Source organism: Microbacterium phycohabitans, from assembly GCF_032464935.1.
Lineage (GTDB): Bacteria > Actinomycetota > Actinomycetes > Actinomycetales > Microbacteriaceae > Microbacterium > Microbacterium phycohabitans.
The window spans coordinates 382,882-395,440 of sequence record NZ_JAWDIT010000003.1; the positions used below are offsets into that span (position 1 = coordinate 382,882).

At 70.6% G+C, this 12,559-nt stretch carries 11 protein-coding genes; 5 read left to right on the top strand and 6 right to left on the bottom strand.

What is annotated here, in order from left to right; translation table 11 throughout:
- Positions 1 to 10: 10 nt before the first annotated feature.
- The 5 genes from RWH44_RS10425 to RWH44_RS10445 form a co-directional block, all read right to left on the bottom strand.
- Complete coding sequence (locus RWH44_RS10425; protein WP_316004520.1) at positions 11 to 1,504, bottom strand: amidohydrolase; 1,494 nt, start codon at positions 1,502 to 1,504, stop codon at positions 11 to 13.
- Positions 1,501 to 2,124, bottom strand: coding sequence for an FMN-binding negative transcriptional regulator (locus RWH44_RS10430; protein ID WP_298872462.1), 624 nt, complete (start codon positions 2,122 to 2,124; stop codon positions 1,501 to 1,503). Before RWH44_RS10430 ends, RWH44_RS10425 begins: the two co-directional genes overlap by 4 nt.
- A gap of 362 nt (positions 2,125 to 2,486) precedes the next feature.
- Positions 2,487 to 3,479: an Fpg/Nei family DNA glycosylase gene (locus tag RWH44_RS10435; RefSeq protein WP_316004521.1), complete on the bottom strand. Its 993-nt coding sequence runs from the start codon at positions 3,477 to 3,479 to the stop codon at positions 2,487 to 2,489.
- Positions 3,479 to 4,021 carry a ribose-5-phosphate isomerase gene (locus tag RWH44_RS10440; RefSeq protein ID WP_298872457.1) on the bottom strand — a complete coding sequence of 181 codons (543 nt, stop codon included), beginning with the start codon at positions 4,019 to 4,021 and terminating at the stop codon, positions 3,479 to 3,481. Before RWH44_RS10440 ends, RWH44_RS10435 begins: the two co-directional genes overlap by 1 nt.
- A 133-nt stretch (positions 4,022 to 4,154) precedes the next feature.
- Positions 4,155 to 5,342, bottom strand: a complete 1,188-nt coding sequence (locus tag RWH44_RS10445) for a ferrochelatase (protein WP_298872454.1) — start codon at positions 5,340 to 5,342, stop codon at positions 4,155 to 4,157.
- A gap of 150 nt (positions 5,343 to 5,492) precedes the next feature.
- Here RWH44_RS10445 and pepN point away from each other — a divergent pair, with 150 nt between their 5' ends.
- The 5 genes from pepN (at position 5,493) to RWH44_RS10470 (ending at position 11,668) form a co-directional block, all read left to right on the top strand.
- Positions 5,493 to 8,042 carry an aminopeptidase N gene (gene pepN / locus RWH44_RS10450; protein ID WP_316004522.1) on the top strand — a complete coding sequence of 850 codons (2,550 nt, stop codon included), beginning with the start codon at positions 5,493 to 5,495 and terminating at the stop codon, positions 8,040 to 8,042.
- 134 nt (positions 8,043 to 8,176) lie between these two features.
- Positions 8,177 to 9,088 carry an ABC transporter ATP-binding protein gene (locus RWH44_RS10455; RefSeq protein ID WP_316004523.1) on the top strand — a complete coding sequence of 304 codons (912 nt, stop codon included), beginning with the start codon at positions 8,177 to 8,179 and terminating at the stop codon, positions 9,086 to 9,088.
- Complete coding sequence (locus tag RWH44_RS10460; RefSeq protein ID WP_316004524.1) at positions 9,085 to 9,885, top strand: ABC transporter permease subunit; 801 nt, start codon at positions 9,085 to 9,087, stop codon at positions 9,883 to 9,885. The genes RWH44_RS10455 and RWH44_RS10460 overlap by 4 nt, the downstream gene beginning before the upstream one ends.
- Before the next feature lie 83 nt (positions 9,886 to 9,968).
- Positions 9,969 to 11,222 (top strand): mechanosensitive ion channel family protein, encoded by a 1,254-nt coding sequence (locus RWH44_RS10465; protein WP_316004525.1) that lies wholly within the window; start codon positions 9,969 to 9,971, stop codon positions 11,220 to 11,222.
- On the top strand, positions 11,219 to 11,668 hold the full coding sequence (locus RWH44_RS10470) for a globin (protein WP_298872442.1): 450 nt from the start codon (positions 11,219 to 11,221) through the stop codon (positions 11,666 to 11,668). The genes RWH44_RS10465 and RWH44_RS10470 overlap by 4 nt, the downstream gene beginning before the upstream one ends.
- Before the next feature lie 35 nt (positions 11,669 to 11,703).
- Here the strand turns inward: RWH44_RS10470 and RWH44_RS10475 are convergent, their stop codons facing one another.
- Positions 11,704 to 12,528, bottom strand: a complete 825-nt coding sequence (locus RWH44_RS10475; RefSeq protein WP_316004526.1) for a cation-transporting ATPase — start codon at positions 12,526 to 12,528, stop codon at positions 11,704 to 11,706.
- Between the last annotated feature and the right edge of the window lie 31 nt (positions 12,529 to 12,559).

Here is a 12,559-nt window from a genome sequence, read left to right on the forward strand (position 1 = left end):
GGAGGGGCGATCAGACCCCGTGGGTCACCCGGCCGGCGAGCAGCGTCGTCCGCACGGGCATTGACCGCAGCGCACGCTCGTCGGCGCTCAGCGGATCGGCGCCGACGATCACGAGGTCGGCGACCGCCCCCGGCGCGATCTCGGCCGGAGCCGTCGATCCTCCAGCGGTGGATGCCGCGATCGCGGTGCCGATCTCCACCCGCTGGTGCGCCTGCCAGGGCTCGCGCCCGTCGCGGGTGCGGAACACCGCGGACGCCATCGCCGCCCACGGATCGAGCGGCGCCACCGGCGCATCCGAGCCGAACCGCAGGTTCGCGCCACTGTCGGCGAGGGCACGCAAGGGGTAGGGCTGCGCCGACTGCCCGGCCCAGATGGCATCCGTCATGTCGCGATCGTCGAGAGCGTGCTCCGGCTGCACGCTCGCCGTGACGCCCAGGCGGGCGAAGCGCGGGATGTCGGCGTGGGCGACGAGTTGCGCGTGCTCGATCGTCCCGACCGCGCCCGTCACCGCGTAGGCGTCGAGGGCATGGCTGTTCGCGACGTCGCCGATCGCGTGGATCGCGCACTCCAGGCCCGCGGCGGTCGCGCGCGTCATCATCTCGACGAGGTCGTCGGGTGCGACGGTCAGCAGACCGCGGTTGCCGGGGTCGCCCGGATACGGGTGCGCGCACGCGGCGGTGCGCGTGCCCAGGGAGCCGTCGGTGATGGCCTTGAGCGGCCCGACCCGGATGAGGTCGCTCCGCCCGCCCCGCACACGGTCTCCCGTGCGCAGTCCCTCGGCGATCGCCCGGTCGAGATGCTGCGGGTACGTTCCGTACGACACGCGCAGAGCGTCGAAACCGCGAGCGGCACGTCGCTGCCACGGCTCGTCGTTCCAGGTCATGTCGAGGTCGACGAGTCCGACGAGGCCCCGCGCCGCGGCGGCGTGCGCCATGCGCTCGACGGCGTCGTCGGCGACGTCGGGCGCGACGGCGTTGAGGCGCCGCGAGATCTCGAAGGCGTCCTCCTCCACCAGCATCCCGGATGCCACGGGGGTGAAGCCCTCCCGGTGGAAAGCCGCCGTGTTCAGCCAGACGCTGTGCACGTCGGCGTTGATGAGGTACGTCGGCACCTCGCCGGTCGTGGCATCCAGAAGCTCCAGGGTCGGCTCGTCGGGCCACAACCCGTCGCGGAAGCCGGAGCCGATGCGCCGCCCGTCGCTCACCGGAGCGAGCGCCATGACGGCCGCCGCATCGTGCGCCGAGGCGACCTCGCCCAGCGGGACGCGATCCGCGGCGAGGGCCCACTGCAGCACGTGCACGTGGTGGTCCCACAGGCCCGGGAGGAGCCATCCCCCCTCGCCTTCCACCACGAACCCGGTGGGGCGAAGGTTGCCCGTGGGCGCGATGTCGGCGATGACGCCGTCGACGAGGACGAGGTCGACCGGTTCGTCGGTGGGCAGCAACTCCCGGCCGGGACCGGCGACGCGCACCGCGCGGATGAAACCGGCGTCCTCGCCGATCACGGACGCACCCGCGCGTCGGCGGCGCGCTGCATCTCTGCGGCGAGCACGGGGTTGTGCGACTCAAGGCCCTCGATGATCGTGTCGACCACCTCGGCACTGCGGTTTTGACTGAGCTTGCGCTTCGCCGTCACGCGCGTCGGCGTCAGACGGAAGCCGACCGTGCCGCGTTCGAGCCGTTCGACGAAGGCCGCGTCATTGGGGAGCGTGTACAGCCCCCGCGCATCGGCACCGTCTCCCTCGAAGCGGTCGACGAGCCGATCGAGCACGCGGAGGTTCTCCTCCGGCGACAGCAGTTCCGGGATGCCGGACAGGTGCGCCGACACGAAGTTCCAGGTCGGCACGGCGGCGACGTCGCCGTACCAGCGCGGGGTGATGTAACCGTGCGGACCCTGCACGACGACGAGCAGTTCGCGGTCGCCGAGGCCGAGGATGACGTCGTCGGGCTTTCCCACGTGACCGACGATCGTGAGGTCGTCGCGCGTGTCGTCGAGCATGACGGCGTAGTGCGAGGCGACGAGGCCGTCGTCGGTGTGACTGACGAGGGTCACCCACGGATTGAGGTCGACGAGACGGCGGATCTCGCCGATGTCGGTCATCGCGAAACTCGGGTTCTGGCGCACCGGACCAGCCTAGAACGCGCGGCCCGCCGCGGTCGGCTTCGACGGACGCAGCCTCCTCCGCCCCAGGTCCCTGAGCCCGTCGAAGGGACCGGGACCCACGACCGCCCGGAGACTTCGACAGGCTCAGCCTCCTCCGCCCCAGGTCCCTGAGCCCGTCGAAGGGACCGGAACCCACGACCGCCCGGAGGCTTCGACAGGCTCAGCCTCCTCCGCGCCAGGTCCCTGAGCCCGTCGAAGGGACCGCAGCCCACGACCGCCCGGAGACTTCGACAGGCTCAGCCTCCTCCGCCCCAGGTCCCTGAGCCTGTCGAAGGGACCGGGACCCGCGGACGGGCCGCCGGGTCAGCGTCCCGAGGAGCACGTCACGCCTGACAGCGAGGGCACCAGTACAGCTTGCGCCCCGCGGCCTCCTCCATGAGCACCGTCGTCCCGCACACCCGGCACGGGAGCCCCGCCCGGTGGTAGACCCAGTGCCGGTCGTCGCGGTGCGCCATGGCCCGGCGGTACGCCTCGGGATCGAGGTCGTCCATCGTCATCATCTGACCGGTCTCGACGCCGATGGGCAGCAGCCGCGCCCAGTCGCGCCACAGATCGCGCACGACCTCCTCGGGCACCTCCCGCCCGGGGGTGTGCGGGTTCTGGCGCGCGCGGAACAGCAGCTCGGCACGGTAGACGTTGCCGATGCCGCTGACCACGGACTGGTCCATGAGCAGCAGCCCGATGGGGGTCGGCTTCTTCCGCACGACCGCGGTGAATCGTTCCTCCCCCTCGGCGACGTCATCGACGAGCGGGTCGGGGCCCAACTTCGCGATCGTCGCCGCGACCTCGTCGGACGACTGCAGCGCGCACGCCGTCGGTCCGCGCAGATCGGCGCAGGTGGTGTCGGTGAGCAGGCGCAGCCGCACCGCACCCACGACCGGCGGGGGCCACTCCATCTGCTCGTCGAGCCCCGTCGTCTGCTCCGACATGCGCACTCGCGCGCGTCGCGGAGCGCCGATGGAGCTCAGGGAGTTCTCGCCCGCGGCATCCAGGATCGGCTCATCGTCCGCGACGGTGCCGCGCTGATTGGTCTGCCCCATGCGTCCGTTCGCGGACGCGATGGTGGCATCGACCGAGACCTCGCCGGCGAAGTCCCAGGCCCCGTACATACCGAGGTGCACGCGAAGCCAGACGTCTCCGTCGAAACGCAGGAACATCTGCTTCGCGACCGCCCGCGCCTCGAGCGCTTCTCGTCCGTCGATGACGGCAGCGCCCTCGACGAAGCGCCCCTGGGGGCTGGATGCCGAGACCGTGCGTCCGACGATGTTGCGCTCGAACTGACGAGCGATCCGATGGACGGAGTGCCCTTCGGGCATCAGCCTGCCTCGGGGTCGAACGAGTCGCTGGCGTCGGTCATCGTGTTCTCCGAACGCCCGGCACGCGGGTCGGGCAGCAGCACGCCGTCCTGCTCGAACGCGGCGAGCTGGCCGATGCGGCGCGCGTGGCGCTCCTCGCCCGAGAACGGCGTGGCGATGAACCGGTCGATGAACGACGCGGCCTCGTCGAAGGTGTGCTGGCGCGCGCCGATCGAGATGACGTTGGCGTCATTGTGCTCACGAGCGAGCTCGGCCGTGGAGATGTTCCACACGAGTGCCGCCCGCACGCCCAGCACCTTGTTCGCCGCGATCTGCTCGCCGTTGCCGGAGCCGCCGAACACGACACCGAGGGCCTCGACGCCCTGAGCCTGATCGCGCACGACGGCTTGAGCCGCGCGGATGCAGAACGCCGGGTAATCGTCGAGCGGGTCGTACTCGATCGGTCCGTGATCGATGACCTCGTGCCCCTGGGCGGCGAGGTGGTGCTGGATCTGGGTGGAGAACTCGAGACCGGCGTGATCGGTGCCGATGTGGATGCGCATGGGGCCAATCCTATTGAGCAGTGCCGACATCGGGCCCGCGGATGACGCCTCACCGCACCCTCTCCGGTCCACCGAGCGCGCACACGACGACGCCGCCCGCTCGCAGGAAGGAGACGGGCGGCGTCGATGGGGCTCAGGGGCGCAGTCCCGCAGCGACCGGCTTGAAGCCGGCGCGGATGTTCTCGCAGCACCCGGGGCGGCAGACGTCGTACCAGGGACCGAGATCGGTCAGGTGCGGCCGCTCGGACTTCGGCGCTCCGGTGAGACGTTCCTCGACGAGGTCGACGAGACCCGACACGTAAGCGGGATCGATACCGGGCGTCGGGGTGCGCACGGCCCGGATGCCGGCCTCTTCGGCGGCCTCCATGGCCTCGGTGTCGAGGTCCCACAGCACTTCCATGTGGTCGCTGACGAACCCGAGCGGAACGATGACCACGGCCTCGGCGCCTCGGCCGGGCAGCTCCGCGATGACGTCGTTGACGTCGGGCTCGAGCCACGGCTGCGTGGGCGGGCCCGAGCGCGACTGGTAGACGAGCTCCCACTCCACGTCGGCGACGGCCGCGGCGACCTCGGCCATGACGAACGCGGCGACGGCCTTGTGCTGGGCCTCGTAGGCGCCGCCCTCGCCGAAGTCGACGTCGCGCGGGCCGGAACGCTGCGCGTCGGCCGTGGGGATGGAGTGGGTGGAGAAGAGCACGCGGATCTTCTCGGGCGCGATGCCGTCGGCGACGAAGGACGAGACCGCCTCGGTGACGCCCGTGACGAACGTCGAGACGAATCCGGGGTGATCGAAGAACTGACGCACCTTGTCGATGGTGACCGTCTCACCCAGACCCGTCGCCTCGAGCACCCGCGCGTAGTCCTCGCGGTACTGACGGCAGCTCGAGAACGAGCTGTAGGCGCTGGTCGCGATGGCCAGCAGCGTGGTGTCGCCGGCCTCGGCCGCCTCGGTCACGGCCTCTTCGAGGTACGGCGACCAGTTGCGGTTGCCCCAGTAGACCGGAAGGCCCAGACCGCGCTTGGCGATCTCCGCCTCGAGGGCCGCTTTGAGCTCGCGGTTGTGCTGGTTGATGGGGCTCACGCCGCCGAAGTGGCGGTAGTGGTGGGCGACCTCTTCGAGGCGCTCGTCGGGGATGCCGCGTCCACGCGTCACGTTGCGCAGGAACGGGATGACGTCGTCCTGCCCCTCGGGCCCGCCGAAACCGGCGAGGAGGATGCCGTCGTAGGCCACCGGCGTCTCGACCCACTTGGGTCCGGACGCCGCGGCAGGCGACGCGTAGAGGACGGTCTCAGGGCTGGTGTCCGTGTCGGTCGTGCTCACGCACACATCCTCCCACCCCGCCGATGGGCCTGGACGTGAGATATCTCGCGACTAGGCTATTACGGTTGCCATCGTCGCCGACGGCGTCCGCCGTGACCCGCGCCGGAGCGTCATCCGCGACGATCCCACCCTCATCCCCGGGAGACGCCAGTGCCAGGAGAAAACCTCACCCGCATCGAAGCGCAGGAGCGCCGTGCGATCGTCGACACGCACGAGTACGACGTGCAGCTCGACCTCACCCGCGGAGACGAGGTGTTCTCCTCACGCACGGTCGTGCGCTTCGCCGCCACCGAGGGAGCGTCGACGTTCATCGACCTCATCGCGCGCACGGTGCACTCCGTCACGCTGAACGGCCGTTCGCTCGACCCCGCCACGGTGTTCGCCGACTCCCGCATCGCGCTCGACGACCTCGCCGCCACGAACGAGCTCGTGGTCGAAGCCGACTGCGAGTACACCAACACCGGCGAGGGCCTGCACCGCTTCGTCGACCCCGTCGACGGCGAGGTCTACCTCTACTCGCAGTTCGAGGTGCCCGACTCGCGCCGCATGTACACGGTGTTCGAGCAGCCCGACCTCAAGGCCGCCTTCACCTTCTCGGTCACCGCTCCCGCGCGCTGGAAGGTCGTCTCCAACTCCCCCACCCCCGAGCCCGTCGCCCTCGACGGCGATTCCGCGCGCTGGGACTTCCCTCCCACCCCCCGCATCTCGTCGTACATCACGGCCCTCGTCGCGGGCCCCTACGAGGCCACCTACAGCGAGCTCACGAGCGCCGACGGCCGCGTCATCCCGCTCGGTGTCTTCGCCCGCAAGAGCCTGTGGCAGTACCTCGACGCCGACTACGTGTTCGAGAAGACCCGCGAGGGCTTCGCGTACTTCGAGGAGAAGTTCGGCTTCCCCTATCCCTTCGCCAAGTACGACCAGCTCTTCGTGCCCGAGTTCAACGCCGGCGCGATGGAGAACGCGGGGGCGGTCACGTTCACCGAGACCTACGTCTTCCGCTCCAAGGTGACGGATGCCGTCAAGGAGCGTCGCGTCGTGACGATCCTGCACGAGCTCGCGCACATGTGGTTCGGCGACCTCGTGACCATGAAGTGGTGGAACGACCTGTGGCTGAACGAATCGTTCGCCGAGTGGGCCTCCACCATCGCCACCGCCGAGGCGACCGAGTGGGAAGCCGCGTGGACGACCTTCAACGCGATGGAGAAGACCTGGGCGTACCGCCAGGACCAGCTGCCCTCGACCCACCCGGTCGTCGCCGAGATCAACGACCTCGAAGACGTGCAGGTCAACTTCGACGGCATCACCTACGCCAAGGGCGGATCCGTCCTCAAGCAGCTGGCGGCCTGGGTCGGCATCGAACAGTTCTTCGCCGGTGTCGCGGCGTACTTCCAGAAGCACCAGTGGTCGAACACCGAGGTCGGCGATCTGCTCACCGAGCTCGAGACCACGAGCGGACGCGACCTGGGCGACTGGGCCAAGAAGTGGCTCGAGACCGCGGGCGTGAACACGCTCACCCCGCTCATCGAAGAGGGTGCCGACGGCACCATCTCGCGCTTCGCGATCGTGCAGACCGCGCCGAGCGACTACCCCACGATCCGCCCGCACCGCCTCGGCATCGGCTTCTACTCGCTGAACGACGCCGGAGCGCTCGAGCGCGTCCACCACGTCGAGCTCGACGTCGACGGCGACCGCACCGAGGTGGCCGAGCTGCGCGGCATCCGTCGTCCCGACCTCGTGCTGCTCAACGACGACGACCTCGCCTACGCGAAGATCCGTCTCGACGAGCGCTCGCTGGCGACGGCCATCGCCCACCTCAAGGACATCTCCGACCCCCTCGCCCGCTCGCTCGTCTGGGGCGCCGCGTGGGATCAGACCCGGGATGCCGAGGCCTCGGCGACCGACTACCTCGACCTCGTGCTGCAGAACATCGGCTCCGAGACCGAGTCGACCACCGTGCGCACGACGCTGGCCCAGCTGCAGCTCGCCGCGAACTCCTACGTCGCCCCCTCCACGCGGGATGCGGCGCGTGAGCGCGTCGCCGACGGACTGTGGGCCCTCGCCCAGCAGGCCGAGGCCGGGAGCGACAGCCAGCTGCAGTTCGTCACGGCGTTCGCGTCGGCGGCATCCACTCCGGCCCACGCCGAGACGGTGAAGGCCCTGCGCGACGGGTCGACGACCCTCGAGGGTCTCGAGATCGACACCGACCTGTCGTGGCAGCTGCTGGTGTCGCTCGCCGCGGCGGGCGTCGTCAGCGCGGCTGACATCGAGGAGGCCCGCGCGGCCGACAACACCGCCAAGGGCGGCGAGTTCGCGGCGATGGCGAAGGCGTCGCTGCCCTCGCGCGAGGCCAAGCAGGAGGCGTGGGACTCGTTGATCGTCCGCACCGACGCGCCGAACACGATCGTGCGCTCGACCGCCGCCGGGTTCACCAACCCCGCGACGGTCGACGTGCTCGCCGACTTCGTCGAGCCGTACTTCGCGATGCTTCTGCCGATCTGGGAGTCGCGCAGCTACCAGATCGCGCAGTACCTCATCGTGGGTCTGTACCCCGCCGCCCTGGCGAACAAGTCCCTGCGCGACGCGACCCGTCAGTGGCTCTCGCAGAACGCCGACGCGGCCCCGGCGCTGCGCCGTCTCGTCGGTGAGAACCTCGCCGGCGTCGAGCGTGCGCTGGCCGTGCAGGAGCGCGACGCGCAGTAGACCGCACCCCGACGACGGATGCCCTCTCCCCCACCGGGAGGGGGCATCCGTCGTTCCGGGTCATCCTCGCGATGACGCGGGATCATCCCCGCGACCGACGCCCGCGCCGGGGGCTGATCCGTAGCGTCGAACGCATGATCGTTGCAGACAATCTCACCAAGCGATACGGCGCGAAGACCGCCGTCGACGGTGTCTCGTTCACCGTCGCCCCGGGCCGGGTGACCGGCTTCCTCGGGCCCAACGGCGCGGGCAAGTCCACGACCATGCGCATGATCGTGGGGCTCGATCGCCCCACCTCCGGCCGGGTCACGGTCTCGGGACGGGAGTACCGCCATCTGCGCTCTCCGCTGACCGAGGTCGGCGTGCTCCTCGACGCGAAGGCCGTGCACACGGGCCGCTCGGCACGCAACCATCTGCGCGCCCTCGCCGCGACCCACGGCATCGGCCGGGAACGGGTCGACGAGGTCATCGAGCTCACGGGCATCGGCGCGGTCGCGGGGAAGCGCGCGGGCGGGTTCTCGCTCGGGATGGGGCAGCGCCTCGGCATCGCGGCGGCGCTGCTCGGCGACCCGCACACGCTGATCCTCGACGAGCCCGTGAACGGCCTCGACCCCGAGGGAGTCCGCTGGGTGCGACAGTTCGTGCGGCACCTCGCCGCAGAGGGCCGCACGGTCCTGCTGTCGAGCCACCTCATGAGCGAGATGGCGCAGACCGCCGACCACGTCATCGTCCTGGGGCGTGGCCGCGTCCTCGCCGATGCTCCCCTCGCCGACCTCGTCGCGGCCTGGACCACCACGACCCTCGTCGTGCGCTCGCCCCGCCTCGACGACCTCGTCGCCGCGCTGCAGACCCCGGATGCCACGATCACGGCGATCGAGCCGGGTGCGGCCCAGATCACCGGGGTCCCCTCGCAGACGGTCGGCGACATCGCCGCCGAGCGCGGCATCCCCCTCTACGAGCTCAGCCCGCGCGTCGGATCCCTCGAGGACGCCTACCTCGCCCTGACCGACGACTCGGTCGAGTACAAGACCAAGGAGATCGCATGACCACCCTCGCCGCCGGACCCCGCAGGTCCACGCACGCTCCGGCTCATGGCCTGAGCTTCACCCGCCTCCTCCGCGGGGAGGCGATCAAGATCCTCACCCTGCGCTCGACGTGGTGGTCGCTCGGGGTCACCGCCGCCCTGTCGGTCGGTATCTCGCTCCTGATCGCCGTGGCGACCAGCGATACGGACGGGTCGATGGCGCCGACGAACGTCATCCTGGCCCCCACCCAGTTCACGATGCTCGTGGCGGGCATCCTCGGTGCGATCGTCGTGACCGGCGAGTATTCCACCGGCATGATCCGCTCGACCCTGACCGCCGAACCGCGTCGGGGAGCCGTGCTGCTGGCCAAGGCGATCGTCGTGGCGGTGACCATGATGGTCACCACGGTCGTGATCTACGCCGTCGCGATGGCCTTCACCGCACCCTTGACGACCGCGGGGATCGATTGGGCGTCACCCGCGGACTCGATCGTCCCGCTCGGCTGGGGCGTGGTGTCGATGGCGTGCTTCACCCTCATGGGTGTCGGCTTCGGCTTCCTGCTGCGCAGCGGAGCGGCCGCCATCGCGGTCACGGTGGGCGTGCTGTTCGTGCTGCCGATCGTCCTCAGCCTCTTCGCGATCGCGGGTCCCAACTGGATGTGGGTCGTCGAGGCGGGCCGGTACCTCCCCGTGGACGCGGCCGGCGCGCTGACGCGGCCCGGGGCACGGGACCTCCTCGAGCCCGCGCTCACCTTGGCCGGGTGGGTCGTCGGGCCGCTCGCGCTCGGGTGGATCGCCCTGCGGACGCGCGACGCCTGACCCCTCCTCCCCATCCCCGTACCCTCCACGGATGCCTCGACGCTCAGCCGGCGCCGAGGCATCCGTCGTTAGTCTGATTCCCGATGTTCGTTCTCGCCGAAAACCCCGATCCCAGCCCGTCGCCCACGATCACCTCGCCCGGAGATCTCGCCAACCTCGACACCTGGACCTGGATCGGCGGCCGGCTGCTCGACTTCGGCGGTGTACTCCTGCAGATCCTCGGGATCATCGTCGGCGTCGCCGTCGCCGCCTGGGTCCTGCGCCTCGTCATCCGACGCGTCGTCGACCGCATCGTCAACGGTGCCAAGGTCAAGGCACGGGTCGACGACACGCAGGCCCTCGACCGCTCTCCCCTCAGCGCCGTCCGGCTCGTGCAACGCACGCGCACTCTCGGCACGATTCTGCAGAACATCGTCAACGTCATCCTCGTGATCGTCGCGCTCGTGTGGATCGCCGGCATCGTCGCGCCCGACGCCCTCGCATCGCTCACCCTGCTCACCGCGGCGATCGGCGCCGGCCTCGGCTTCGGCGCTCAGAACATCGTCAAAGACGTTCTCAACGGCATCTTCATCGTCGCCGAAGACCAGATCGGCATCGGCGACGTGGTCGACCTGGGACTCGCGACGGGCATCGTCGAGTTCGTGAGCGTCCGCATCACGCACGTGCGCGACGTCAACGGCACGCTCTGGTACGTACGCAACGGCGAGATCACGCGCATCGGCAACATGTCGCAGGGCTGGTCGCGCGTCATCATCGATCTCGCCGTGCCGGTGGATGCCGACATCGACGACGTCGAGAAGGCCATGCTCAGCGCGGCGAAGGCGATGTCGAAGGAGCAGAAGTGGCGTTCCCGCATCATCGAGCAGCCCGAGATCTGGGGCCTCGAGTCGATCAGCGGTGATGCCCTCGTCATCCGTCTCGTCATGAAGACGCGATCGAGCGCCAAAGACGACGTCGCCCGTGAGCTGCGGGCGCGCCTGAAGCGCGCCATCGACGCGATGGGGATCGCCCTGCCCCACCTGAACTCCATCGTCCTCACCGGCGCCGAGGGCGCGCAGAGCGTGCGGGGAGCCCACCCGCCGAAGACGAAGGAGACGCCCGTCGCCGTCGTCAACGATCGTCCGCGCTGGAAGCCGCGAGGGCGTCGCCTCGACGTCTCGGATACGGTGGAGGACCGCACCGAGCACGATGCCGCTCCGGCGCCGAAGGTCGAGAAGACCAAGACGCGGCGCGACGACACCCCCACTTCGGTTGTCGACCTGCCCGAAGCGCCGGGTGCCGACACGCCGAAGCCGACTCCCCCGGCCGCACGCGCCGACGAAGAGGGCACCCCATGAGCGAACCGGTGAGCTTCTACGACCAGGTCGGGGGCATGGAGACCTTCCGCCGGCTCGTCGACGCGTTCTACCGCGGCGTCGCGTCCGACGAGGTGCTCAAGCCCATGTACCCCGAAGAGGATCTCGGTCCGGCCGCGGAGCGGCTGACGCTCTTCCTGGCGCAGTACTGGGGCGGTCCGGCCACCTATGGTGAAACGCGCGGGCATCCGCGACTGCGCATGCGCCACATGCCGTTCCACGTCGACCCCGACGCGCGCGACCGGTGGCTCCGCCACATGCGCGCGGCCGTCGACGAGATCGCCCTGCCTCCCGCGTTCGAAGCGCCCCTCTGGGATTACCTCGAGCGCGCCGCCTACGCCATGGTCAACACGTTCGAGCCGCGCGGGATCGGTCCGCAGCAGAACGGACGACCCGACACCGGACTGCCCGTCCGCGCGAGCGACTGACGTCGTTCCGCCCGGCGGGCCGGTGCCGCCCCTCCTCAGCGGCCGAGGAAGTCCCCGAAGCCGGGGAGGTCGAGGTTCGACAACCCCTCGCCGAAGCCGCTGAGCTGTTCTCCGGCTCCGGTCACGGCATCCTGAGCTCCTCCCGCCCACTCGCCGACGACGCCGCCGTCGGCCAGCGACGCGAGGTCGACACCGGATGCCAGGGCCTCGAGGTCGACGCCCTCGGCGAGCCCCGCGAAGTCCACGCCCATCTGACCGGCCTGAGCGAGCAGCGGACCGGCGACGGCACTGACGACCGCGCCGCCCGCGACCGCCGCCAGAAGACCGCCGGCTCCGACGACACCCGCGCCCACGAGCCCGCCGCGCCCTGCCTTCGCGAGCAGGGCGGACATCCGGCCGGGGCGCGTCGCCTCGGCTCGCGCGGCGGTGCGGGCAAGGTCGTCCGGCGCGTCCGAGCGCGGCCGCTCGTGCGGTGAGAGCTCGGCATCCATCCGCTCCCGCACGTGCGCACGCTGCTCGGGAGTCAGGCGGGCGAAGGCCTCACGGTGCATCTGCTCGACGTGCTCGGGGTCGGCCGTGCGCACGAGGTAGTCGTAGCGGGCGATCGCCGAGCGGTCGGCCGCCGAGAGGGACGACCGGGAGGCCGTGCCACGGGCGGCCGGCGGGGCGTATCGGTCCCCGCGGGGCGCGGAAGGGGCCACGGCGTCACGCGAGCGGGCGTCGCCGGTCACGGCGTCGGCGGCGGAACGCACCATGTCGCGCCAGTCGCGGCCTGCGGGAGCGGAGCCTGAGCCCTTCGCGGACGCGGCCTTTCCGGCGGCCTTCGAGGCGAGATCGAACAGACGGGAGAACGAGACCATGGGAGAACCTCTCGACGGGCGGCATGCTGCC